Origin of the sequence: Panacagrimonas perspica (assembly GCF_004364935.1) — a bacterium.
GTDB lineage: Bacteria > Pseudomonadota > Gammaproteobacteria > Nevskiales > Nevskiaceae > Panacagrimonas > Panacagrimonas perspica.
The window spans coordinates 648,572-669,496 of the sequence record NZ_SOBT01000009.1; the positions used below are offsets into that span (position 1 = coordinate 648,572).

The 20,925-nt window shown below is 66.1% G+C and carries 25 protein-coding genes; 13 read left to right on the forward strand and 12 right to left on the reverse strand.

All coding sequences use genetic code 11. The features are described 5' to 3' along the window. Window positions 1-9: 9 nt before the first annotated feature. The 9 genes from DFR24_RS14460 to DFR24_RS14500 form a co-directional block, all read right to left on the reverse strand. Window positions 10-771 carry a metal ABC transporter permease gene (locus tag DFR24_RS14460; RefSeq protein WP_133882100.1) on the reverse strand — a complete coding sequence of 254 codons (762 nt, stop codon included), beginning with the start codon at window positions 769-771 and terminating at the stop codon, window positions 10-12. Next, window positions 768-1,685: a metal ABC transporter substrate-binding protein gene (locus DFR24_RS14465; RefSeq protein WP_133882101.1), complete on the reverse strand. Its 918-nt coding sequence runs from the start codon at window positions 1,683-1,685 to the stop codon at window positions 768-770. The genes DFR24_RS14460 and DFR24_RS14465 overlap by 4 nt, the downstream gene beginning before the upstream one ends. 12 nt (window positions 1,686-1,697) lie before the next feature. Then, window positions 1,698-3,074: a hypothetical protein gene (locus DFR24_RS14470; RefSeq protein WP_133882102.1), complete on the reverse strand. Its 1,377-nt coding sequence runs from the start codon at window positions 3,072-3,074 to the stop codon at window positions 1,698-1,700. Between the two features lie 77 nt (window positions 3,075-3,151). After that, a complete protein-coding gene (locus tag DFR24_RS14475; protein WP_133882103.1) occupies window positions 3,152-3,439 on the reverse strand; it encodes a hypothetical protein in 288 nt (95 codons plus the stop codon). A gap of 307 nt (window positions 3,440-3,746) precedes the next feature. Next, window positions 3,747-5,696, reverse strand: coding sequence for an AMP-binding protein (locus DFR24_RS14480; RefSeq protein WP_133882104.1), 1,950 nt, complete (start codon window positions 5,694-5,696; stop codon window positions 3,747-3,749). A gap of 186 nt (window positions 5,697-5,882) precedes the next feature. After that, window positions 5,883-6,680, reverse strand: coding sequence for a glutathione S-transferase family protein (locus tag DFR24_RS14485; protein ID WP_133882105.1), 798 nt, complete (start codon window positions 6,678-6,680; stop codon window positions 5,883-5,885). Window positions 6,681-6,716: 36 nt separating this feature from the next. Next, window positions 6,717-7,418 carry an SDR family NAD(P)-dependent oxidoreductase gene (locus DFR24_RS14490; protein ID WP_133882106.1) on the reverse strand — a complete coding sequence of 234 codons (702 nt, stop codon included), beginning with the start codon at window positions 7,416-7,418 and terminating at the stop codon, window positions 6,717-6,719. After that, window positions 7,415-7,615 (reverse strand): DsbA family protein, encoded by a 201-nt coding sequence (locus DFR24_RS14495; protein ID WP_133882107.1) that lies wholly within the window; start codon window positions 7,613-7,615, stop codon window positions 7,415-7,417. Before DFR24_RS14495 ends, DFR24_RS14490 begins: the two co-directional genes overlap by 4 nt. Further along, window positions 7,603-7,857 (reverse strand): hypothetical protein, encoded by a 255-nt coding sequence (locus DFR24_RS14500; RefSeq protein ID WP_133882108.1) that lies wholly within the window; start codon window positions 7,855-7,857, stop codon window positions 7,603-7,605. The genes DFR24_RS14495 and DFR24_RS14500 overlap by 13 nt, the downstream gene beginning before the upstream one ends. Between DFR24_RS14500 and DFR24_RS14505 the strand changes: the two genes are divergently transcribed. Further along, the gene (locus DFR24_RS14505) at window positions 7,856-8,416 is read left to right on the forward strand and encodes a winged helix-turn-helix transcriptional regulator (protein ID WP_133882109.1); all 561 of its coding nucleotides are present in this window, start codon (window positions 7,856-7,858) and stop codon (window positions 8,414-8,416) included. The two genes, DFR24_RS14500 and DFR24_RS14505, sit on opposite strands and share 2 nt — an antisense overlap. Before the next feature lie 58 nt (window positions 8,417-8,474). Here the strand turns inward: DFR24_RS14505 and DFR24_RS14510 are convergent, their stop codons facing one another. Continuing rightward, complete coding sequence (locus DFR24_RS14510; protein ID WP_133882110.1) at window positions 8,475-9,425, reverse strand: LysR family transcriptional regulator; 951 nt, start codon at window positions 9,423-9,425, stop codon at window positions 8,475-8,477. A 183-nt stretch (window positions 9,426-9,608) separates the two neighbouring features. Here DFR24_RS14510 and DFR24_RS14515 point away from each other — a divergent pair, with 183 nt between their 5' ends. The 11 genes from DFR24_RS14515 (at window position 9,609) to DFR24_RS14565 (ending at window position 18,506) form a co-directional block, all read left to right on the forward strand. Beyond that, entirely contained in the window at window positions 9,609-9,956 is a 348-nt protein-coding gene (locus DFR24_RS14515) for a 2Fe-2S iron-sulfur cluster-binding protein (RefSeq protein WP_133882111.1), read from the forward strand. Next, window positions 9,953-10,393, forward strand: coding sequence for a GlcG/HbpS family heme-binding protein (locus tag DFR24_RS14520; RefSeq protein WP_133882112.1), 441 nt, complete (start codon window positions 9,953-9,955; stop codon window positions 10,391-10,393). Before DFR24_RS14515 ends, DFR24_RS14520 begins: the two co-directional genes overlap by 4 nt. A gap of 15 nt (window positions 10,394-10,408) precedes the next feature. Next, window positions 10,409-11,869 carry a 2-hydroxymuconic semialdehyde dehydrogenase gene (locus DFR24_RS14525; protein WP_133882113.1) on the forward strand — a complete coding sequence of 487 codons (1,461 nt, stop codon included), beginning with the start codon at window positions 10,409-10,411 and terminating at the stop codon, window positions 11,867-11,869. 128 nt (window positions 11,870-11,997) lie between these two features. Continuing rightward, window positions 11,998-12,792: a 2-oxopent-4-enoate hydratase gene (gene dmpE, locus DFR24_RS14530; protein ID WP_133882114.1), complete on the forward strand. Its 795-nt coding sequence runs from the start codon at window positions 11,998-12,000 to the stop codon at window positions 12,790-12,792. Beyond that, window positions 12,789-13,577, forward strand: coding sequence for a 2-oxo-3-hexenedioate decarboxylase (gene dmpH, locus DFR24_RS14535; protein ID WP_133882115.1), 789 nt, complete (start codon window positions 12,789-12,791; stop codon window positions 13,575-13,577). Before dmpE ends, dmpH begins: the two co-directional genes overlap by 4 nt. A gap of 74 nt (window positions 13,578-13,651) precedes the next feature. Then, window positions 13,652-13,993, forward strand: coding sequence for a tautomerase family protein (locus DFR24_RS14540; RefSeq protein WP_281280174.1), 342 nt, complete (start codon window positions 13,652-13,654; stop codon window positions 13,991-13,993). Next, on the forward strand, window positions 13,990-14,910 hold the full coding sequence (locus DFR24_RS14545) for an acetaldehyde dehydrogenase (acetylating) (RefSeq protein WP_133882117.1): 921 nt from the start codon (window positions 13,990-13,992) through the stop codon (window positions 14,908-14,910). Before DFR24_RS14540 ends, DFR24_RS14545 begins: the two co-directional genes overlap by 4 nt. A 28-nt stretch (window positions 14,911-14,938) precedes the next feature. Continuing rightward, window positions 14,939-16,021, forward strand: a complete 1,083-nt coding sequence (dmpG, locus tag DFR24_RS14550; RefSeq protein ID WP_133882118.1) for a 4-hydroxy-2-oxovalerate aldolase — start codon at window positions 14,939-14,941, stop codon at window positions 16,019-16,021. A gap of 65 nt (window positions 16,022-16,086) precedes the next feature. Continuing rightward, entirely contained in the window at window positions 16,087-17,019 is a 933-nt protein-coding gene (locus DFR24_RS14555; RefSeq protein WP_133882119.1) for a catechol 2,3-dioxygenase, read from the forward strand. A 196-nt stretch (window positions 17,020-17,215) separates the two neighbouring features. After that, the gene (locus tag DFR24_RS14560; RefSeq protein WP_133882120.1) at window positions 17,216-17,971 is read left to right on the forward strand and encodes an SDR family oxidoreductase; all 756 of its coding nucleotides are present in this window, start codon (window positions 17,216-17,218) and stop codon (window positions 17,969-17,971) included. 103 nt (window positions 17,972-18,074) lie between these two features. Continuing rightward, the gene (locus DFR24_RS14565; RefSeq protein WP_133882121.1) at window positions 18,075-18,506 is read left to right on the forward strand and encodes a tautomerase family protein; all 432 of its coding nucleotides are present in this window, start codon (window positions 18,075-18,077) and stop codon (window positions 18,504-18,506) included. Window positions 18,507-18,584: 78 nt separating this feature from the next. On the opposite strand, the gene yrfG is transcribed toward DFR24_RS14565, so the two are convergent. Next, entirely contained in the window at window positions 18,585-19,256 is a 672-nt protein-coding gene (gene yrfG / locus DFR24_RS14570) for a GMP/IMP nucleotidase (protein ID WP_133882122.1), read from the reverse strand. Between the two features lie 113 nt (window positions 19,257-19,369). Between yrfG and cysQ the strand changes: the two genes are divergently transcribed. Then, entirely contained in the window at window positions 19,370-20,173 is an 804-nt protein-coding gene (cysQ, locus tag DFR24_RS14575) for a 3'(2'),5'-bisphosphate nucleotidase CysQ (RefSeq protein ID WP_133882123.1), read from the forward strand. 73 nt (window positions 20,174-20,246) lie between these two features. On the opposite strand, the gene mtnC is transcribed toward cysQ, so the two are convergent. After that, the gene (gene mtnC, locus DFR24_RS14580; RefSeq protein ID WP_133882124.1) at window positions 20,247-20,924 is read right to left on the reverse strand and encodes an acireductone synthase; all 678 of its coding nucleotides are present in this window, start codon (window positions 20,922-20,924) and stop codon (window positions 20,247-20,249) included. Window position 20,925 lies beyond the last annotated feature (1 nt).

Here is a 20,925-nt window from a genome sequence, read left to right on the forward strand (position 1 = left end):
TCACCCGGGCTACGACAGTCTCCGAACAATCGCCGTGCCGATCATCAACGCCGCCAGCACACACACGATCAGCGGCCCTGCCGGCACATCCAGCGGCACCGAAAGCCACAGGCCCAGCGCGTAACCCGCAGCGCCCAGGCCGTAGCCCACGCAGAGCCCGCGTCGCTCGTCGAGCCCCGACGTCGCGATCGCCGGAAGGATCAGGCTCGCGAACACCAGGTACACGCCGACGAGCTGCACCGATGCCATCACCGTGAGCGCGAACAGGAAGTAGAACGCCTTCGGCCGCGTCCGCGCGAACACGAACCACAGGCCGAGCACGCCGGCATACAGCACCGCCACCGGCCACAGCTGCGCCGTGCCGACCCACAGGATCTGCCCGGCCAGCAGCTCCTGCATGTGCTCCGCGCCGTGCGGGTTGCGCGCCAGCAACAGCAGGGCCGCACTGGCCGACACCACGTACAGGCTGCCGATCAGCGCTTCCTGCAGCTTGCGGAAGCGACCCTCGGTCCACGTCAGCAACGACGCGGCGACGAGCGCCGCGACACCCGCTGCCAACTGCGTGAGCCAGCCGTCGACGTGATCCACTTCGATCAGCCCCACCGCGATCACGCCCAGCGCCGCGACCTGCGCGATCGTCAGGTCGATGAAGATGATGCCGCGCTCCAGCACGCGGCGACCCAGCAGCACATGCGTGGCCACGACCAGCAGGCCCGCGACCAGCGGCGCACCGAGCAGCGACAGATCGAATCCCCAGGTCCCGGCGCTCACGAAGACTTGCCCGCGAGCGCATCGAGCAGGCGCGTGATCGTGACGTCGAACAGGCCGGTCAGCTCGTCGGTGCCGTCCGCACCGCCGGGCGAGAACGGCAACTGCGCCGACGCGATGCCCGCGCGCCCGGTCATCCACTCCACCGGCCGGCGATCCTGGTACGCGGCGTAGACGACCATCTTCGCGGGCTGCGTCTTCAGCGTGTCGAGCACCTCCTGCAGGTGCGCGCCGCTGGGCGGAATGCCGGGCTTGGATTCGAGCGCGGCGACTTCGCGGATGCCGAGCCAAGCGTACAGATAAGCCCAGGACTTGTGCGCGCTGACGACGGCCACGCCGCGCAGCGGCGCCGCGCGTGTCTCCCAACCCTGCACCGCCGTCGCCCAGGATTTCGCAAAGGCGTCGTAGCGTGCGCGGTAGCCATCGGCATGCGCGGCATCGACCTCCACAAGCTTGTCCGTCAGGGCACGCGCCACCTTCGCGATGTTGCGCGGATCGGTCTGGATGTGCGGATTGCCCTGCGGATGCACGTCGCCATCGGAGCGATCGAGCCGCGTCGGCACTTCGAGCATCTGCACCGATCGGCTTGCTTCGAAGTAGCCGGGCGCACCCGGCGCGACCTTCGGGTTGTTGCCCTTCTCCGCCAGCGCCGGCAGCCAGCCGATCTCGAGTTCCGCGCCGGTGCAGACCGCGAGATCCGCCTGCCGCCACTGCGCGATCAGACTGGGCTTGGGCTGGATCTGGTGCACGTCCTGCAGCGCCGATGTGGCGACGTACACGCCGACGTCGTCGCCACCCAGCGTCTTCGCCAGCGCGCCCCACTCGGGTTCACAGGCGAACACACGAAGCGCTGCGCTGGCCGGAACGGATGTCAGCGCGGCGGCGCCGAGCAGAAGCGTTGCAATGAGTTTCTTCATGGGAACGAACTCCTAGAACTGATGCGCCGGGTGCGGACCCAGGCTCAGGATGTATTGGAGGAAGACTTGGTCGTCCTCGATGTGATTCGGGCGCGATACGTCGCGGCTGAGCTGCAGGCGAAAACGGCTGAACTCGCTGTTGGAGAAATCCGTCATCAGGCTCCAGCGCTGCGGGTCGTGACCGTCGTCGGCGAGGCGATCCAGTGCGCTGTCCGGCACGGCGTTCGCCACGTCGTTGTCGGCGAACAGTCGGTCGTAGCGCAGGCCGACGCGCCAGCGCGGCATGAACTGGTAGACGCCCTGAACGTAGAAGCCCTGCTGGTCGCCGCGGTAACGGCTCAGGTCCGCGCTGCCGTCCGGATCCGCCACGAGTTCGCCGTGCTCGTGGCGGAAGAAGTACTCGCCCTGCAGCACGGCGTTGCGTACCGTCGCGTTGCCGTTGGGCGCCCACTTGTAGACGCCGTCGAGGATCGTCAGGTCGCTCTTGCCGTCGAACGTCAGCGCGGGTTCGTCTTCGTCGCCGGTCGGACGACGGTTGGCGTCCGCGCGCAGATGCGAAAGCCCGAGGCGCCAGGAACCATCGAGTCCCGCGTCGCCCCCCAGGTGCGCGAAGCCGGTGATGGCCTTGATGCCGTTGCGGCCATCGCCGCCGGCCGGGAACGAGGCGCCGCGCAGCAGCTCGGTGCCCACTTCGAAGAACGTATCGGTCGGCGCCAGCCAGCGCAGCTGCACGCCGTCGTCACCGAGCTGCGTGCCGAGCATCGCTCGATACACCAGCGGTGCATCGACGAATTCCCAGGCGTGCGCGTGCTGATGATTCTGGTAGCCGATGTCGGAGAAGAAGCGTCCGAACTTCACCGAGAAGCCGTCCGGAAGATCCAGCGTGTTGATGTAGGCCTCTTCCACGCCGATGCCGCCTTCGGGCGCCACCGACAAGGTCGTCCATGCGTGGAAACTCTGGTCGACGTTGGCCTCGACGGCCAGTTCGGTTTCTCCGAGGGACAGCCCCGAGGGCCGCGGATCGGTTTCATCGCCGAGCAGGAATCCGGCCACGTCCGGCTCGCGGTGCGACCGGCTGTAGTCGGCGTAACCGCCATCGAGGATCAGGCTGATCTTCGGATTGAAGGCTGCGCCCGACGGCGCGCTCGCGGTGGCGACGGCCGGCGCGGGCGCCGCTTCGGCAACCGCTTGCCGCGACGACTCGGCGTGCTCGAGGCGTTCCTCCAGTGCATGGAGGCGGGCTTCGTAATCGGACTTCAGCGCGCGAAGCTCGTCGCGCAGTTGCTGGAGTTCGGCGGGCGTGGGTGGGGGTTCGGCAGCGGCATGCGCAGCCAGGGGCGCGCTCGCAAGGAGCGCCGCCCCGAATCGGGCGTAGCGGAAGGTGGACATCGGATCCTCGTCGCAGGAACAGCGAAAGCAGGCCGCGTCACCGGCACGAGCCGGCGACGCGCGGAACTACGGCGCTTTCAAGCGAGGACGAGAGGGGGACCGCGGGAACGATGGGCCGAGACGCGCTGGATGCGGATGGCCGCGGGCAGTTCGAGCGCCGTGGGCGCATCCAGCGCAAAAACCGGAAGCGCGGCGATCGTCGGCGCCGGCGCACCCGAATCCAGACCCTGGCCGAGCAGGCAGATCTGGCAGACCGGGTGTTCCGACAGCGCCGGGTGCTCGTAGGCGTGCGCAACCTCCAGCAACTGTCCTACGAGGAGGACGAGGCCGAGGAAGGCGAGCCGGAGTCGGGGATGGCGCCACATCAAGCAGGGAGTACCGCTTGCCCCGCGGAGTTCCGCGGCCAGCGAGAAACATTCGTCGAAGGCGCGGGAGACCCCCGGCATCGTCCCAGCTACCAAGCCCGCGCACAGCCCGGCTTCTACGGCCGCGGATCGCGATCCTGACGTTCGACAAGGACAACAAGATCATCCTCGACCGCACCTACCTGCACTCCCGAACGCTGGCCCGGAATCGAAGGCGCCAAGGAGTTCGTGACGGCGGGCGGTCTCGGCGCGCCGAACCAGGTGCTCTCGAAATCGTGACACCCGCGTAGCCCGGGTGAAACCCGGGCTACGCGTCCGCCACAGCCTTCAGCACCGCCCCTAGCGACGCGAGGTCTTCGAGCCCGGTCGTGTCGCCGCGGATGTTCCCCGTCTCCGCCGCCTCGCGCAGCAGTCGGCGCATCGTCTTGCCGGCACGCGTCTTCGGCAGCGCGCTGCACACGTAGACCCGGCTGAGCCTTGCGATCGCACCGATGCCGTCGACGACGGCCGCGTCGACCTGCGCCTGCACCGCTGCCACGTCGGCACCCGCGCGCAGGATCACGAAGGCCACTGGCACCGTTCCCTTCAGCGCATCGTTGACGCCCACCACCGCGCCGTCGGCGACGCCGGGCTGCGCGCAGACGATGGATTCGATCTCCATCGTGCTGATGCGGTGCGCCGCCACGTTGATGACGTCGTCGGCACGGCCCAGCACCCACAGGTGGCCGTCGTGATCGACGATGGCCTCGTCGGAGGTCTGGTAGCGGCCCGGGAAGCGCGTGAAGTACGCCGACACATAACGGTCCGGGTCATCCCAGATCGTGCGGGCGAGCGTGGGGAACGGATCCTTGAGCACCAGGTTTCCCTTCACGCCGCGCGGCACGGGCTGACCGGTGTCGTCGACCACCTCGTAGTCGTGCCCCGGCACCGGCGTGCCACAGGATCCGGCCTTGAGCGGCTCGACGCCGTACACAGGCAACGTCCACGTCGAGCCCGTCTCGGTCTGACCGTAGGCGTTGATCACCGGCACGTCGAACGTCTGCACGGTCCAGTCGAACGTGTCGGGATCCAGCGGCTCCCCCTGCACGGTGATCAGCTTGAGTCGCGACAGGTCCTGCGCCCTCGCCGCCTCGTCCCCAAGCGATCGCAACATGCGCAACGCCGTCGGCGCACTCAGGATCTTCGTGACCTGGTGCCGCGCGATGATCTGGTAGAAGCGATCCTTCACCGGCGTGTCGAACGCGCCCTCGTAACAGAGCAGGCTCGTGCCGTGCGCGAGACCGCCGATGACGACATGGATCGGAAACGTGAGCCAGCCGATGTCGGCGGCGCACCAGTACAGGTCCGCGTCGTCGGGCCCGACCTGCCAAAGCACGTTGGCCCACGCACCCAGCAGAAAACCGGCCGCGCTGTGCACGACGCCCTTGGGTTTGGATTCGGTGCCGCTGGTGAAGATCAGGAACGCCGGTTCATTGGCCTCCAGCGGCTCGCAGGGACAATCGGCCGGATGTGCGGCCATCAAGGTTTCGTACGCGACTTCGCCGGCATCGAGTTCGGGTTTCGTTGCACAACGATCGATGACGACGATCGTCTCGAGCGCGGGTGCTGAAGGTCGCGCCTTGCGTGCGTTGCCGAGCAGCGGGACTTTTTTGCCACGACGCCAGCAAGCGTCCGCCGTGACCAGCACTTTCGCGCGCGCCGCCTGCAGGCGCAGCGCGACGGCTTCGGGCGAGAAGCCCGCGAACAGGATCGTGTAGACCGCGCCGATGCGGTTGCAGGCGTGCACCGCGACGAAGGACTCGGGCAGGTTCGGAAGATAGATCGCGACGACGTCGCCACGCCGCACGCCGAGCGACTTCAGCGCGTTGGCGAATCGCGCCACGCGCTCGCGCAACTCGGCATACGTCCAGCGCACGACTTCGCCCGGCTCGCCTTCCCAGATGATCGCGGGCTTGTTCGCGCGGGCCGGATCGTCGACGTGGCGGTCGACGCAGTTGTCGCAGACGTTCAGACGTCCGCCGACGAAGTAACGGAAGTTCGGGAAATGTCCTTCGCGCGTCGTGGTCCAGGGCTGCATCCAGCGCAGATGCCCGGCTGCCCATTCCCAGTAGGCGTCCTTGCCGTGCGAGGCCTGCACGGCGCGCGCCTCGGCGAGCAGATTCTGCTGGCGCGTCGAACGCCAGTGCGGACGCAGCGGAACCAGCGGTCGGGACAAAAGCTGATGCAGCGGATCGCCCGCGCCTTGCGTCGTCGTCATCGTTCTTGCGTCCGGCTCTCTTCCATCGCCCGGGCGGGTCGTCGCGGTGCGTGGCCGCGGACCTCTTTCGGTGAGGTGCCTTTATACCTGCCGGACGACGAAGGTCGAAGAGAGCGCGCACCCGTAGCCCGGGTGAAACCCGGGGTTGCGCTCCGTATGCGAGGGGAACCCCGGACTTCGTCCGGGCTACGGGGCTTTGAGTGTACGCAGGTACGGCCCCATGTCCGGCGCGAACGCCTCGTGCGCGCACAGCCGATCGAAATGAGCGAACGCGAGCGGATACGTTTCGCGTGCCGCATTCGTGAGCAACACCGGCAGATCATTCTTCGCCAGCAGCTCGTGATACTTGAACTCGTTGTGCATCAGCGCGAGTTCGGTGACGTAGCAGATGTCGGCCAAGGTCAGCTCCTTGCCCGCGATGAAACCGTGACCGCCCGACAGCGCGCGTTCGATACCGGCCATGTAGCTCGCAAACGCCTGCGTCACGCCGGCGTGGACATGCGCTGGAATCGCGCCGCCACGCATCGCGAGCACGTAGACCTGCACGTCGCGCGCGAACAGCAGGCCGGCGTCGAGGAAACTGTCGATCCGCGAGGCGCCGAGTCCATCGCGGCCGTACAGGCCGTGCTGTCCTTCGCGCAGGCGCGCCACCGCCCGCATGATGCTGTTCGATTCGAAGATGCCGATCTCGCCGTCGGCGCTGAACGCGGCCGGCACGGTGCCGAACGGATGCGCCGCGAGGAAAGCCTCGGTCTTGAACAGGCGCGCCGTGAAACCGGTCTTGGCCTGTCGCACGAGATGCTCGTGCTTCGCCTTGTCTTCATCCGACAGCGGGCGCGCTTCGAAATCCCACAGCCAGTCCGACAGCTCGTTGGGCGCGGCGCCGCGCACGTCGAGTTCGATGCCACACAGACGCGCCACGATCGTCGCCTTGGCGACACGCGGATTGGGCATGTAGGAAAAGATTCGCAGCTCGGCGCTCATGGGCGCTCCTGGAGGGATGATTCGCGTGGACCGGGATCACCAGGTTTCGCCGTACGGCCGCACTTCGACGTTAAACGACCACGCCGAGCGATCCTGGTGCGCCACGTGCCAGGCCTCGTCGGCGATCGCGGCCGGCTGGATGAAGAAGCTGTCGGGCTTGTCGGAAAACATCTTGCGCGCCCACTCCACATCGATGATCGCGTCGATCATCAGGTAGGCCACGTGAACGCCTTTGGGGCCGAGGTCCCGGGCCATCGACTCCGCGAGGATGCGCTGGGCCGCCTTGGTCGGCGCGAAGGCCGAGTAGTTCGCCTTGCCACGATGGGCCGAGGTGTTGCCGGTGGCGAGCATCACGCCCTCGCCTGCCGCGATCATCGCGGGCGCGAGTCGACGGGCGAAGTGCAGCAGGCCCATCGTGTTGATCTGGAAGTTGCGATTGAGCGCAGCCGGATCGATGTCGAGGAAGTTGCCGAACGTGCCGCCTACCGCGTTGTGAATGAACACGGACGGCTCTCCGAGTTCCGCCCAGACTGCCTTCACTGCGGCATCGATCTGGCCTTCGTCGGCCACATCGCAGGTGTACGCACGGCTGTCGGGAATCTCCTGCTGGAGCGTATGCAGACGGTTGGCGTCACGCGCCAGCATCGCGACACGGTAGCCGCCCGCGGCGAAGCGGCGTGCCATTGCGGCGCCGGTACCGGGACCCACTCCGGTGATCAGGGCAATGGGCTTGCTCATGCGGCGACTCCGAGGACGGCTTGCTTGACCAGCTCGAGACGGTCGTTGCCGAAGAACAGTTCGTCGCCGACGGCGAACGTCGGCACGCCGAAGACACCGGCGTCCGCCGCGGCCTGGTTGCGACGCGACAGATCGGCCTGGATCGCGAGATACCCGTAGGGGCTGACGTAATCGAAACAGAAACTCACGGACGACATGCGGTCTTCTCCATTGCAGGCGGCGTCGCGTCGAGGCGACGCGCGGTGGGTGCAGGCCTCCGCGACGGATGCGGACCACCGCCTACATCGATGAGCGTCGCGACTTCGAGTGTCCGCCTGGCGCGATCGGTGCAACCATGTCGCATCGAATCGCCCAGAATTCCGGTCCAGAAGCGCAGCGTTTTTCCGGCACCACTGCGCTCAAGGTAGATCACTTCAATTTTTGAAGTCAAGAAACGCATGCGCATTCCAGACATCGCAACGCAGAACTGCTCGATCGCCCACGCCATCGGCGTGGTCGGCGACACGTGGACCCTGATGGTCGTTCGCGAGCTGTTTCTCGGCACGCGCCGCTTCGACGATTTGCAGCTCGCCACCGGAATCTCGCCGCATCTGCTGAGCGTGCGGCTGCGCGAACTGGTCGCGGATGGAATCGTCGAACGCACCGAATATCGCGCGGGCCGCTACGAGCACTTCCTGACGAAGAAAGGCGCCGACCTGTGGCCGGTGATGTTCGCGCTGCTCGATTGGGCGGACCGCTGGGGCGAATGGCCGCAGGGGCGCCCGGTCTACGTGCGGCACACCGAGTGCGGGAAGCTCACCAAGCTCAAGCTGCGATGCTCCTGCTGCGACGGCCCGATCCACCACGCGAACACGCGGTTCGAAGGGTCGCCCGGTGCATTGGCGGAACGGCAGGCGCGGATGGAGAAGGCGCCGCTTGCGGGTGCGACGCCGGCGAGAGCCAAGCGGGGGGCGACGGTGAAGGGCGTGACGCGTTCGAGAGCAACCCGCAACCCGTAGCCCGGACGAAGTCCGGGGTCCCGCCATCTAGAGAGGGGAATCCCGGACTTCGTCCGGGCTACGGGCGCTTCTTTCCTTTCTTCGCGACCGCGGGCCGCAATACGGTCAAAGAATCCCGCATCGATCGCACCGTCGACAGGAAGGCCAGCAGGATCGCGGACTCGTCGTCGCTGCGGTGGATCATGCAGAGGTCGAACGTGGCCTGGTCCTCGCCGCGCAGCGGCAGGTAGACGATCCCGGGCAGCTTGAGGTTGCAGGCCGAATCGGTGACCAGGCTCAGGCCGAAACCGCTGGCGACGAGCGCGACGGCGGTCACCACGTCGTCCACTTCCTGGATCGACTGCGGCATCACGCCTCGTCGGTGCAGCAGCCGCTGCACCTGCTCGATGAAGCTCGGGCGCGGTGCCCGCGGATACAGGATCAGCGGCTGGTCGGTGAGCTGACACAGCGTGACGCCGGCCGACGTCGCCAGTGGATGCTGGTGGTGCAGCGCCACGTTGAGCCGCTCGGTCTGGATCACTTCCCAGGTCAGGTCCGGCTCGTCCTCGAAGAAGCGGTTGAAGCCCACCGTGAGCCGCCGCTCGCGCAGCGCACGGATCTGGCCCGCGCGATCGAGGTTGTGCAGCACGACCTCGACCTTCGGATAGCGGTCGCGGAACATCTGGATGATGCGGGGAATCGCGCCGAACACGGCGGACCCGAAGATGCCCACGTCCAGACGGCCGATCTGGCCGTGCCCCGCGAGCTGCGCGCGGCTGGCGGCCTGCTCGGTAAGCATCAGGATGTTGCGCGCCTCCTCGTAGAAGACCTGCCCGGCATCGGTCGGCTCGATGCCGCGCGGCTTGCGCAGCAGCAACTGCACCCCCAAGGCTTCCTCGAGCTGCTGCACCTGCCGCGTCAGCGGCGGCTGCGAGACGTGCAGCCGCAGGGCCGCCCCGCGAAAGCTGCGCTGTTCGACCACGGCCACGAAATAACGCAGATGGCGAAACTCGACGGCGGCCAGGCTCATCGCGGATGTACGAAAGTGAACATTTGGACAGGCTAGCGATACGTTGGTGGTATCGCAAAGGCCCGGCAAAGGTATTGGACCGGCTCCGTCGCGGGTCCTAAGGTTCATCCATCAGCATGAAGTCCGCGCGGGATGCGGATGGCATGCTTTTCTGCCCGTTTTCCCCACCCGAGGGCTACGTCGATGTCGTTCCGGATCCGCGTGGCGGACACCTCGCTGGACTTCGCCTGCGGCGAAGCTCAGACGGTGTTGGCTGCCATGAGCGCGGCGGGCAAGCAATGCATGACGGTGGGCTGTCGCAGCGGAGGCTGCGGGGTGTGCCGGGTGCAGGTGCTCGACGGTCAGTTCGAAACCGGACTGATGAGCCGGGCCGAGGTCTGCGAAGGCGATCTCGCCAAGGGCATCGTGCTGGCCTGCCAGCTGCTGGCCCGGAGCGATCTGCAGATCAAGGTGCTCGGTCGCAAGAACGTGGACCAGAACGATCCGACCGCGGCGCTGTTCCGCCGCCTTACCGCGAGAGCCGCCGCATGAGCAACGCCCCTTCTTCGACGGTGTCGGTCGCTCAGGCCGTCATCCATCACGCCGCCGCGATCCGCGTGATCCAGGCCGCGCTGGCCAAGGCCGAGGGCCTGGGCATCAAGGTGTGCGTCAGCGTGGTGGACAGCGCGGGCACGCTCGCGGGCTTCGCGCGCATGCCGGGCGCTTTCCTGATCTCCGGCGACATCGCGACGAAGAAGGCGCACGCCGCGGTGTCCATCGGCGTGCCGGCCGATCTGGTCGAGCAGGCCTTGTCGCAGGAAGCGCCGCGCGTTCGCGAAGGCATCGTGCAGACCGGCTTCATGATGATCCGCGGCAGCTTCCCGCTGCGTGCGGGTGAGGCTCTGATCGGAGCCGTCGGCGTCTCGGGTGGCAGCGAGGCGCAGGACGTGGAATGTGCGCAGGCCGGCGTCGCCGCCCTGCTGGCTTAGCAATCGAGAAACCACATGGAACCGACACAGTTCAAGCACTTCATCAACGGCGAATTCGTCGGCAGCGCCAAGACCTTCGAGAAGCGCCGCCCCAGCGACAACGCGCTGGTCGGCTACATCCACGAGGGCGGGCAGGCCGAAGTCGATGCGGCCGTGGCCGCCGGGCGTGCCGCGATGAAGGGACCGTGGGGCAAGATGACCGTGGAGCAGCGCACCGAGCTGCTGCACAAGGTCGCCGACGAGATCACGCGGCGCTTCGCCGACTTCGTGCAGGCCGAGATGAACGACACCGGCCAGCCGAAATCGATGATGGAGCACGCGATGATTCCGCGCGGTGCGGCCAACTTCAAGATCTTCGCCGACGTGGTGAAGAACGTGCCCACCGAGAGCTTCATGATGCCGACGCCCGATGGCGCCGGCGCGCTGAACTACGCGATCCGCGTGCCCAAGGGCGTGATCGCCGTGGTGTGCCCGTGGAACGCGCCTCTGCTGCTGATGACCTGGAAAGTGGGCCCGGCGCTGGCTTGCGGCAACACCGTGGTGGTCAAGCCTTCGGAAGAGACGCCTGCCTCGGCGACGCTGCTCGGCGAAGTGATGAACGCGGTCGGCGTGCCCAAGGGGGTCTACAACGTCGTGCACGGCTTCGGCCCGAACTCCGCGGGTGAAGCACTGACCAAGCACAAGGGCGTGGCGGCGATCACGTTCACCGGCGAGACGCGCACCGGCACGGCGATCATGAAGGCGGCAGCCGACGGCGTGCGCAACGTGTCGTTCGAGATGGGCGGCAAGAACGCCGGCATCGTCTTCGCCGATTGCGACCTCGATGCGGCGATCGAAGGCATCGGTCGCGCGGCGTTCCTGAACTGCGGGCAGATCTGCCTGGGCACGGAGCGCGTCTACGTCGAGCGCCCGCTGTTCGACAAGTTCGTGGCCGCGATGAAGGCCAAGGCCGAATCGCTGAAGCCCGGAGCACCGGAGGAGAAGACCACGGGCCTGGGTCCGCTGATCTCCGACGAGCACAAGCGCAAGGTGCTGGGCTACTACGACAAGGCCAAGGCCGAGGGCGCCACGATCGTCACCGGCGGCGGCGTGCCGCAGATGGCGGGCGAACTGGCGAACGGCAACTGGGTGCAGCCGACGGTCTGGACCGGCCTGCCCGAGACCGCGAGCGTCGTGCGCGAGGAGATCTTCGGACCCTGCTGCCACATCTCGCCGTTCGATACCGAGGACGAGGTGATCGACAAGGCCAACGCCACCGAGTACGGCTTGTCCACGACGATCTGGACCACGAACCTGGCGCGCGCCCATCGCGTCGCCGCCAAGGTCGACGTCGGCATCACGTGGATCAACAGCTGGTTCCTGCGCGACCTGCGCACCCCGTTCGGCGGCAGCAAGCAGAGCGGCATCGGCCGCGAAGGCGGCGTGCATTCGCTCGAGTTCTACACCGAGATGCGAAACATCTGCGTGAAGCTGTGACGTGAAGCTATGAAAGTCTATCAACGCAAAGGCGCAGAGATCGCAAAGGTACCCGCTCCTGCTTTGTCTTCACTTTACGTCCTCTGCGCCTCCGCGTTGAAAGCGTTTGCCAAACACGGCCTGACACCATGACCCCAGAACAGATCAACCACTACGGCGACGAGCTGTACAACGCCTTCCTGACGCGCACCACGGTCGCGCCGCTGCTCGGCCGTGCCGAGGGCATCACCATCGAGCACGCGTACCGCATCCAGGAGCGCTTCGTCTCGCACCGGCTGAAGGCTGGCGAGAAGATCGTCGGCAAGAAGATCGGCGTCACGTCCAAGGCCGTGCAGGACATGATTGGCGTCAAGCAGCCGGACTTCGGGCAGCTCACGTCCGGCATGCACTACGAAGAAGGCGCGGACCTGCCGATCGGCGGGCTGATCCAGCCCAAGGCCGAAGCCGAAGTGGCATTCGTGCTCAAGCGTGACCTGAAGGGCCCGGGCATCACCGCCACGGACGTGATCCGCGCCACCGATTACGTCGTGCCCTGCTTCGAGATCGTGGACTCCCGCATCACCGACTGGAAGATCAAGATCCAGGACACGGTGGCGGACAACGCCTCCTGCGGCGTCTACATGCTGGGCAAGGACAAGAAGAAGCTGACCGACCTGGATCTCACACTCGCGGGCATGGTGCTGGAGATCAACGGCGAGCTGTTCAGCACCGCGGCCGGCGCCGCCGTGCAGGGCGGGCCCGTCAACGCCGTCGTATGGCTGGCCAACACGCTGGGCGCGCTGGGCATTCCGTTCCTCGCCGGCGAAGTGATCCTGTCGGGATCGCAGTCGATGCTGATCCCGGCCAAGGTCGGCGATTCCTTCAAGTGCACCGTGGGCGGACTGGGTTCCTGCACGGTGCGTTTCTCCGGAGCCGTGAAATGAGCCTCGATGCCAAGACCATTTCGGCGCTGACCGATCGCGTGCTGCACGCGCAGGACCACGCGCACACCATTTCCAAGCTGACCGACGAGCATCCGTCGATGACCGTCGATGACGGTTACGCGGTGCAGGACGAGCTGCGCCGTCGCTGGATCGCGCGCGGCGATCGCCCGGTCGGCGTGAAAGCCGGCCTGACGTCGAAAGCCAAGATGCAGCAGATGGGCGTCGACGTGCCGGGCTTCGGCATCCTGATGTCGAGCATGGCGCGGCCCGAGAACGGCCTGATCGAGATGGACCAGCTCGTCCACCCGCGCATCGAGGCCGAGATCGCCTTCGTGCTCAAGAGCGAACTCAAGGGCAAGGGCCTGACGATCGAGCAGGTCATCGAGGCCACCGACTACATCATCCCGGCGGTCGAGGTCATCGACTCGCGCTTCGAGAAGTTCAAGTTCGACCTGGTCAGCGTGATCGCCGACAACTGCAGCAGCAGCCGCTACGTCACCGGCGGGCGTCCGCTCGATCCGCGCAAGGTGGACCTGCGCACGATCGGCGTCGTCATCGAGAAGAACGGCGAGATCCAGGCGCTCGGCGCCAGCGCCGCGGTGCTCAACCACCCGGCCAACGCGATCATCATGCTCGCGGACCATCTCGCGGCGCGCGGTGAATCGCTGCCCGCGGGCAGCTACATCATGACGGGTGGAATTACCGAGGCCATCCCGGTTTCGCGCGGCGACAACGTGGTTGCGCGCTTCCAGGACATGGGCAGCATTTCGTTCAAGTTCGTTTGACGTCAAAAACTTTCAGCGCAAAGGACGCAAAGGAAAAAGAGAGAACGCAAAGAAAACCTTCGTGATAAAAATCTTTGCGCCCTCTCTTTTTCCTTTGCGCCCTTTGCGTCAAATCTTTTCGCTTTTGCAGGAGACCCGCTCACATGCCCATCATCCAGTTCAACATGCTCGAAGGTCGCACGACCGAAATGAAGCGCGAGCTCGCCGCCAAGGTGACCGACACGGTCGTCGCGGTTCTCGGCGTCAAGCGTGAGACCGTGCGCATCCTGATCCACGAAATGGGGCTGCAGGACTTCTCGGTCGGCGGCGTCACCGCGCAGGACCGGCTCGCAGCGAACGGCGCCGCCGTGAATGCCGCAGGCGCACCGACCGATTACAACGCAACAGTATTGGAAACCGCCGGAGCCAAGGCATGAGCAACAAGATCAAGTGCGCGATCATCGGGCCCGGCAACATCGGCACCGACCTGATCTACAAGCTCAAGCGCAGCCCGGTGCTGGAACCGGTCTGGATGGTCGGCATCGATCCGACGTCCGAAGGCCTGGTCCGCGCCCGTGACATGGGCCTCAAGACCACGGACAAGGGCGTCGACGGCCTGCTGCCGCATGTCCTGGCCGACGGCGTGCAGATCGCGTTCGACGCGACCTCCGCCTACGTGCACAAGTCCAACTCGGACAAGCTCAACGCGCTCGGCGTGCTGATGATCGACCTGACGCCGGCCGCCATCGGCGGGCTGTGCGTTCCGCCGGTGAACCTCAAGCAGCACGCCGAGGCGCAGGCAATGAACGTCAACATGATCAGCTGCGCGGGCCAGGCGACGATTCCGATCGTGCACGGCGTGTCGCGCATCCAGCCGGTGAAGTACGCCGAGATCATCGCGAGCACCGCGAGCAAGTCGATCGGCCCCGGCACGCGCGCCAATCTCGACGAGTTCACGTTCACCACTTCCGGCGCCATCGAGAAGATCGGCGGCGCGAAGAAGGGCAAGGCGCTGATCGTGGTCAATCCGGCGGAGCCGCCGATGATCATGCGCAACACGATCTATTGCCTGACCGAAGAGGCGCCCGACCAGGCGCGCATCACCGAGTCGGTCCTGCAGATGATCACCGAAGTGCAGAAGTACGTACCGGGCTACCGGCTGGTCAACGGCCCCGTGTTCGACGGCAACAAGGTCGCCGTGTGGATGGAAGTCGAAGGTCTGGGCGATTACCTGCCCAAGTACGCCGGCAACCTCGACATCATGACCGCCGCCGCAGCGCGCACCGCCGAGATGTTCGCCGCCGAGATCCTGGCCGGGCGCTACAACCTGCGTCCTGTGAAGCAGGCCGCCTGATCAAGCAGCACGAGAAGAGGAACAGACGATGACCCACGTGATCAATCGCCAGGGCCGCAAGGTCCTGATCCACGAAATGGCGCTGCGCGACGGCATGCATGCCAAGCGCGAGCAGATCTCCACCGAGCAGATGATCAAGGTCGCCACCGCGCTCGACGACGCCGGTGTGCCGCTGATCCAGGTCACGCACGGCGCCGGACTCGGTGGGCAGTCCCTGCAGCACGGTTTTTCGCCGCACAGCAACGAGGAATACTGGGACGCCGTCGTGCCGAAGATGAAGCAGGCCACGATCTCGGCGCTGCTGATCCCGGGCCTGGGCACGATGAAGGATCTGCAGAGCGCCTATGACCACGGCGTGCGCAGCGTGCACGTGGCCACGCACTGCACCGAGGCCGACACCAGCCCGCAGCACATCGCCTACGCGCGCAAGCTCGGCATGGATACGACGGGCTTCCTGATGATGGCGCACCTCAACGATCCGAAGAGCCTGGCCGAACAGGGCAAGCTCATGGAGTCCTACGGCGCGCTGACGGTCTACGTGGTCGACTCGGCTGGCTACATGCTGCCGGGCGACGTGACGGCGCGCATAAAGGCGTTGCGTGACGTGCTCAAGCCGGAGACCGAGATCGGCTTCCACGGCCACCACAACCTCGGCATGGGCATCGCCAATTCGCTGGCCGCGATCGATCAGGGTGCGACGCGCATCGACGCTTCGGTGGGTGGCCTGGGCGCTGGCGCCGGCAACACGCCGACGGAAGTCTTCGTCGCCGTGTGCGATCGCATGGGCATCTCCACCGGCTGCGATCTGTTCAAGCTGATGGACACGACGCAGGACATCATCTTTCCGATGATGGATCACATCGTGCGCGTGGACCGCTCGTCGCTGACGCTCGGATTCGCCGGCGTGTATTCGACGTTCCTGCTACATGCCGAACGGCTGGGCAAGAAGTACGGCATTCCGTCGCGCGACATCCTGGTCGAGCTGGGCAAGAAGAAGATGATCGGCGGCCAGGAAGACATGATCGAGGACACCGCGCTGACCCTGGCCAAGGAACGCGGGCTGATCCCCGGCGGCAATTCGGACAAGGTCACGCCGCTGCGCGCGGCCTGATCGCACCCGGCCCATCCGGGCCGCGGTACATATAAAGAGACAAGCGGGACTACTGGAGAATCGAGATGGCTTTGCGAGGATTGCTGCGGGTAGGCGAAGTCTGCATCCGCGTGATGGACATGAAGAAGGCACGCCGTCACTACGACGAGATCATGGGCCTGCACGAAGTGATGGAAGGGCCGGATGGCAAGGTCTACTACAAGTGCTGGGACGAGCATGACCATCACAGCATCATCCTGAATCCGTCCGATCGTCCGGGCATGGATTACTTCGCGTTCAAGGTGAGCTCGGATTCGGTGCTGACGGACCTCGAGCCGAAGATCGAGAAGTTCGGCCTCAAGGTGAAACACATCGCGGCCGGCGTGTACCCGAAGAGCGGCCGCCGCCTGGAATTCGTGCTGCCCACCGGGCACACGATGCACCTGTACGCGGAGAAGGAGCAGATCGGCAACACGATGCCCACGCTCAACCCGGGCGTGACGCCGGACGACGGCGTCGTGCGCGGCTGCCACATCAACCGCGTCGACCACCTGCTGCTGGGCGGACAACACATCCAGGAGAGCGCGCGCCTGTTCATGGAAGTGTTCGACTTCGATCTGTCGGAGCGCTTCGTCGAGAAGGAATCGCAGATGCCGCTGGCGATGTTCCTGACCTGCTCGACCAAGCCGCACGACATCGCGTTCGTGCTGCAGCCCGAGCAGAACAAGTACCACCACACCTCGTTCTGGCTGGAGTCCTCGCACGACGTCACCAAGGCGGCGGATCGCCTCGGCAAGTACCGCGTGCCCATCGACGTAGGGCCCAATCGCCACGGCATCACGCGCGGCGCGACGATCTATTTCTTCGATCCTTCCGGCAATCGCTGCGAGGTCTTTGCGGAAGGCTATGTGCACTACCCGGATACGCCGACGCTGACCTGGGACACCACCGACGCGGGGCATGCGACGTTCTCGCAGGACAACATCGTGCGCGAGAGTTTCCTGCAGGTACTGACTTAGAAGAGCTTCGCTCGATCCGTAGCAATCCGTAGCCCGGACGAAGTCCGGGGTTCGGGTCTCTGAAGCGAGGCGCGATCCCGGACTTCGTCCGGGCTACGGGTTGTGATCATCACTTTCAAACGAGGCCTATCGGCCCCGTTCTATTGAAAAATAATCCCGGGAAATTCCCGGGATTTTTCATTCAGGAGTTCCTCGAATGGCAGCAACCCAGGAAATCGCCGTCGTTGTCGGCGCCACCGGCGCAATGGGACAGGTCATCGTCCGTCGCCTCGCCGCTCGCGGCCTGAAGGTCGTCGCGGTGGCGCGTTCGGCAGAGGCCGTGGCTTCGCTCGTGGCGTCCAGCAAGAACGTCGTGCCCTGCGCTGCCGACATCTCGTCGGATTCCTCGATCGAAGCGATCCGTGCAGCCGCCGACGGCCCGGTGCGCGTCGTCGTGCACGGCCCTGGTGTGGCGGTGGTGGGTGGCGTGCTCGAAGCGCCGACCGCGGCTGTTGTGGATGCCGTGAACATCAAGGTGGGCGGCATGCTGCGGCTCGTTCGTGCGGTCGACGCGAAGCTGTCCACGGGATCGCGGCTGATCGCGATCGGTGGCCACTACGGTTCCGAGCCGAGCCCCTATGCCGCGACCGCGGGTGTCGGCAACGCGGCTCTGACCAACCTCGTGAAGCAGATGTCCTGGGCCTACGGAGCGCGCGGCATCACGGCGCACCTGATCGCACCCGGCCCGGCCGACACCGATCGGCTGCATCGCCTTGCGGCGGCCCGCGCCACGCGCGACGGCATCAGCCTGGACGAAGTGCTGGGCCAGATGAGGAAGGAGTCGGCGATCGGAGAATTCACGACGGTCGAGCAGATAGCGTGGGCCGTCGAGACGCTGCTCGCGCCGGAGGCGAATGCGCTTGCAGGTAGCACCTTGTTCATGGATGCCGGGCGTCGCAAGGCGATCCCTTAGTTCCGTAGCCCGGACGAAGTCCGGGGTTTCTGCTCGGCGGTCGAGGAACCGCCCCGGACTTCGTCCGGGCTACGACGGCGAACCAATTTCTGGAGACCTTACGATGCCCATCCTCGAATACCACCTGACCGAAAATCAGTACTCCGACGCCCAGTGCGAGAAGCTGCTCGTCGAGTCGAGCAAGCTCTACGCCGAGATCCTGAAGAGCCCGCTGGACCGCGTGCGCGTGGTCATCCACGAGCACAAGGCCTCGAAGGTCGCGGTCGGCGGCGTGATGATGAACCAGGGCGGCAAGTCCGCGCCGTTCTTCTTCTTCCTCGCGCTGCTGGGCCGACCCGAGAACGAACGGCATGCGCTGCTCACCGGCTTCACCGACCTGGTCGTGAATATCCTGGGCGCCGAGCGCGCCGCAGTGCGCGGCGGATGCTGGACGATTCCGCCGGAAGACTGGGCGATCGGCGGCACGCCGGCGAGCGTGTTGCGTGCGGCGGAGGTCAGGGCGCGGGCGGAAGCGGCGGCGAAAACCCAACCGTAGCCCGGGTGTTGAATTTCGCGAAGCGAAAGAGGCGGGATATCGCTCATTCGATCGGAGGCATCCCGGGTTTCACCCGGGCTACATGGTGATCGGCAACAGCTCGTTCAACCGCGCCACGCTGTAGAACTCCTCGAAGACTTTTCGCGGCGCCGTCGTGTCCGGATGATGCATCGCCACGATCTGCCCGATGCCGTACGCGCGCGCCGAGTTGAGCACCGGCAGGCTGTCGTCACAGAACAGCGCACGGGACGGATCGAACGGGTGCTGCTCGCGCAGCGCCATCCAGAAACGTGCGTCTTCCTTGGGCGCCTGCACGGCGTCCGACGACACGATGTGCTCGAAATAATGCGCAAGGCCGGTGTACTCGAGCTTCGGCCTCCAGCTGTCGGTGTGCGCGTTCGTGGCGAGCCAGATCGGGCGCCCGCTGGCGCGCACGGCGTCGAGAAAATCCACGCTGCCATCGAGGATGCGGATGCGCTCGCGATACTCGACGTGCAGCGCTGCGACATCCACGCCGGTGACCTCGCTCCAGTAGTCGAGGTCGTACCAGGGCAGCGTGTGCGCCACCGCCAGGAATCGGGGCTCGAGCTCGCGCCGCGCCGCGTCGAGCGTGATGCCGCGTGCCGCCGCATACCGCGTCGGTACGGCGGTGCGCCAGACATAGTTGTCGAAGGCCAGGTCCAGCATCGTGCCGTCCATGTCCAGCAACACGACGTCGATGCGCGACCAGTCGGGCGGAGCAAGGCTCATGCGCCGCAACCCGTGCGGTTCCGCCGAGGGGCGTGGTCCTCGTTCGATCGCGGCAGTCGATTCGATTTCATGCCGCCTATGATACGGACTCGACCCCGACGTCCTGCGCCGCGATGAAACCAGCCGACCTGCTGCAACCTGTTCTCGACATCGCCATCGAGGCCGGCAACCGGATCATGGAGGTCTACGCATCGGCCGATTTCGGCGTCACGCAGAAGGGCGACGCATCTCCGCTGACCTTGGCGGATCTCGCCGCGCATGAGTACATCGCGGCGTCGCTGGCGGCGTTGCCGGTCGGCTATCCGGTGCTGTCGGAAGAGGCGGCCGACATTCCGTTCGAGACGCGTCGCGCATGGTCGCACTACTGGCTGGTGGATCCGCTCGACGGGACCAAGGAATTCATCAAGCGCAACGGCGATTTCACCGTCAACATCGCGTTGGTCGTGGACGGCTATCCGCTGCTCGGCGTCGTGCACGCGCCGGCGCTGGATCTGAGCTACTTCGCCGCGGAAGCGGCGGGCGCCTGGTGCATTCGCGCCGGCAAGCGCGAAGCGATTCGTACGCGGCCCGCTGCGGCGGTTCCCGCTTTCGTCGTCAGCCGCTCGCACAAGGATGCGACGCTCGAAGCCTTCCTCGCCGCCGCGCCGCCTCACGAGGCGGTGAGCCGCGGCTCGTCTCTGAAGTTCTGCCAGGTCGCCGAAGGCACGGCCGATCTGTATCCGCGCACCGGGCCCACGTCCGAGTGGGACACGGCGGCTGGCCAATGCGTGGCCGAACAGGCGGGTGCGGAGGTACTGCGGCTGCCGGGTTTCGCGCGGCTTCGGTACAACCAGAAGGACTCGCTGCTCAATCCGTTGTTCGCGGTGATCGGTGATCCGGCGCGGAATTGGAAGACGTTGCTGTCGAGGGTGGGGTGAGTCTGTAGCCCGGGTGAAACCCGGGATTCCCCTCGCAGACCGAGCGCAACCCCGGGTTTCACTCGGGCTACGGTTACGGGAGGACCGCTGAAAAATCCTTCGCCTGCTCGTGCGCCGCGAAAGGCTTGGCCTTGTCGTCGCGAATCAACTGCAGCGTCTGCATGCCGGCCTCGCGTGCGGCATCGAGTTCTTCGCCGACGTCGGACAGGAACAGCACTTCGTCACCTGGCAGGCTGGCGTGCTGCAGGATCGCGCGATACGAAGCCGCGTCGCGCTTGCCGCCGATACGCGTATCGAAATAGCCGGAAAACAGCGGCGTGAGATCGCCGTACTCGGTATGGCCGAAGATCAGCTTCTGCGCCTCCACCGAACCCGACGAATACACGTAGAGCTTCCTGCCCTGCGCGTGCCAGCGGCGCAGCGCGTCCGGCGTGTCGGCATACACGTGGCCCTTGAGTTCGCCGGCGGCGTAACCCTCGCCCCAGATCATCCCCTGCAGCGTCTTCAGCGGCGTGAGCTTGCGGTCCTCGGCGATCCAGCGCTCGAGCACGTCGGCCGCCTCGTCCAGAGACAGGTCCGCGTGCTCGATGCCTTCGACGTCCTGCAGCACCTGCTGCACGGCGGTGTCGCCGGCGTGTTCGCGCAGGTACGCGCGCAGCCGCTTCTTCGCGTACGGGAACAGCGTGTGGTGAACGAAGTCGATCGAGGACGTCGTGCCCTCGATGTCCGTCACCACGGCGCGGATGGCCAAG

Excerpts from the sequence above, each read along its gene's own strand:
- DFR24_RS14515 (WP_133882111.1), top strand. The coding sequence starts at position 9,609 with ATGTCGTTCCGGATCCGCGTGGCGGACACCTCGCTGGACTTCGCCTGC.
- DFR24_RS14525 (WP_133882113.1), top strand. The coding sequence starts at position 10,409 with ATGGAACCGACACAGTTCAAGCACTTCATCAACGGCGAATTCGTCGGC.
- DFR24_RS14495 (WP_133882107.1), bottom strand. The coding sequence starts at position 7,615 with ATGTCGTCCGTGAGTTTCTGTTTCGATTACGTCAGCCCCTACGGGTAT.
- dmpH (WP_133882115.1), top strand. The coding sequence starts at position 12,789 with ATGAGCCTCGATGCCAAGACCATTTCGGCGCTGACCGATCGCGTGCTG.
- DFR24_RS14560 (WP_133882120.1), top strand. The coding sequence starts at position 17,216 with ATGGCAGCAACCCAGGAAATCGCCGTCGTTGTCGGCGCCACCGGCGCA.
- DFR24_RS14510 (WP_133882110.1), bottom strand. The coding sequence starts at position 9,425 with ATGAGCCTGGCCGCCGTCGAGTTTCGCCATCTGCGTTATTTCGTGGCC.
- DFR24_RS14465 (WP_133882101.1), bottom strand. The coding sequence starts at position 1,685 with ATGAAGAAACTCATTGCAACGCTTCTGCTCGGCGCCGCCGCGCTGACA.
- dmpG (WP_133882118.1), top strand. The coding sequence starts at position 14,939 with ATGACCCACGTGATCAATCGCCAGGGCCGCAAGGTCCTGATCCACGAA.
- DFR24_RS14485 (WP_133882105.1), bottom strand. The coding sequence starts at position 6,680 with ATGAGCGCCGAGCTGCGAATCTTTTCCTACATGCCCAATCCGCGTGTC.
- dmpE (WP_133882114.1), top strand. The coding sequence starts at position 11,998 with ATGACCCCAGAACAGATCAACCACTACGGCGACGAGCTGTACAACGCC.
- DFR24_RS14470 (WP_133882102.1), bottom strand. The coding sequence starts at position 3,074 with ATGTCCACCTTCCGCTACGCCCGATTCGGGGCGGCGCTCCTTGCGAGC.
- DFR24_RS14475 (WP_133882103.1), bottom strand. The coding sequence starts at position 3,439 with ATGTGGCGCCATCCCCGACTCCGGCTCGCCTTCCTCGGCCTCGTCCTC.
- DFR24_RS14505 (WP_133882109.1), top strand. The coding sequence starts at position 7,856 with ATGCGCATTCCAGACATCGCAACGCAGAACTGCTCGATCGCCCACGCC.
- DFR24_RS14480 (WP_133882104.1), bottom strand. The coding sequence starts at position 5,696 with ATGACGACGACGCAAGGCGCGGGCGATCCGCTGCATCAGCTTTTGTCC.
- DFR24_RS14545 (WP_133882117.1), top strand. The coding sequence starts at position 13,990 with ATGAGCAACAAGATCAAGTGCGCGATCATCGGGCCCGGCAACATCGGC.
- yrfG (WP_133882122.1), bottom strand. The coding sequence starts at position 19,256 with ATGAGCCTTGCTCCGCCCGACTGGTCGCGCATCGACGTCGTGTTGCTG.
- DFR24_RS14500 (WP_133882108.1), bottom strand. The coding sequence starts at position 7,857 with ATGCGTTTCTTGACTTCAAAAATTGAAGTGATCTACCTTGAGCGCAGT.
- DFR24_RS14565 (WP_133882121.1), top strand. The coding sequence starts at position 18,075 with ATGCCCATCCTCGAATACCACCTGACCGAAAATCAGTACTCCGACGCC.
- DFR24_RS14555 (WP_133882119.1), top strand. The coding sequence starts at position 16,087 with ATGGCTTTGCGAGGATTGCTGCGGGTAGGCGAAGTCTGCATCCGCGTG.
- cysQ (WP_133882123.1), top strand. The coding sequence starts at position 19,370 with ATGAAACCAGCCGACCTGCTGCAACCTGTTCTCGACATCGCCATCGAG.
- DFR24_RS14520 (WP_133882112.1), top strand. The coding sequence starts at position 9,953 with ATGAGCAACGCCCCTTCTTCGACGGTGTCGGTCGCTCAGGCCGTCATC.
- DFR24_RS14490 (WP_133882106.1), bottom strand. The coding sequence starts at position 7,418 with ATGAGCAAGCCCATTGCCCTGATCACCGGAGTGGGTCCCGGTACCGGC.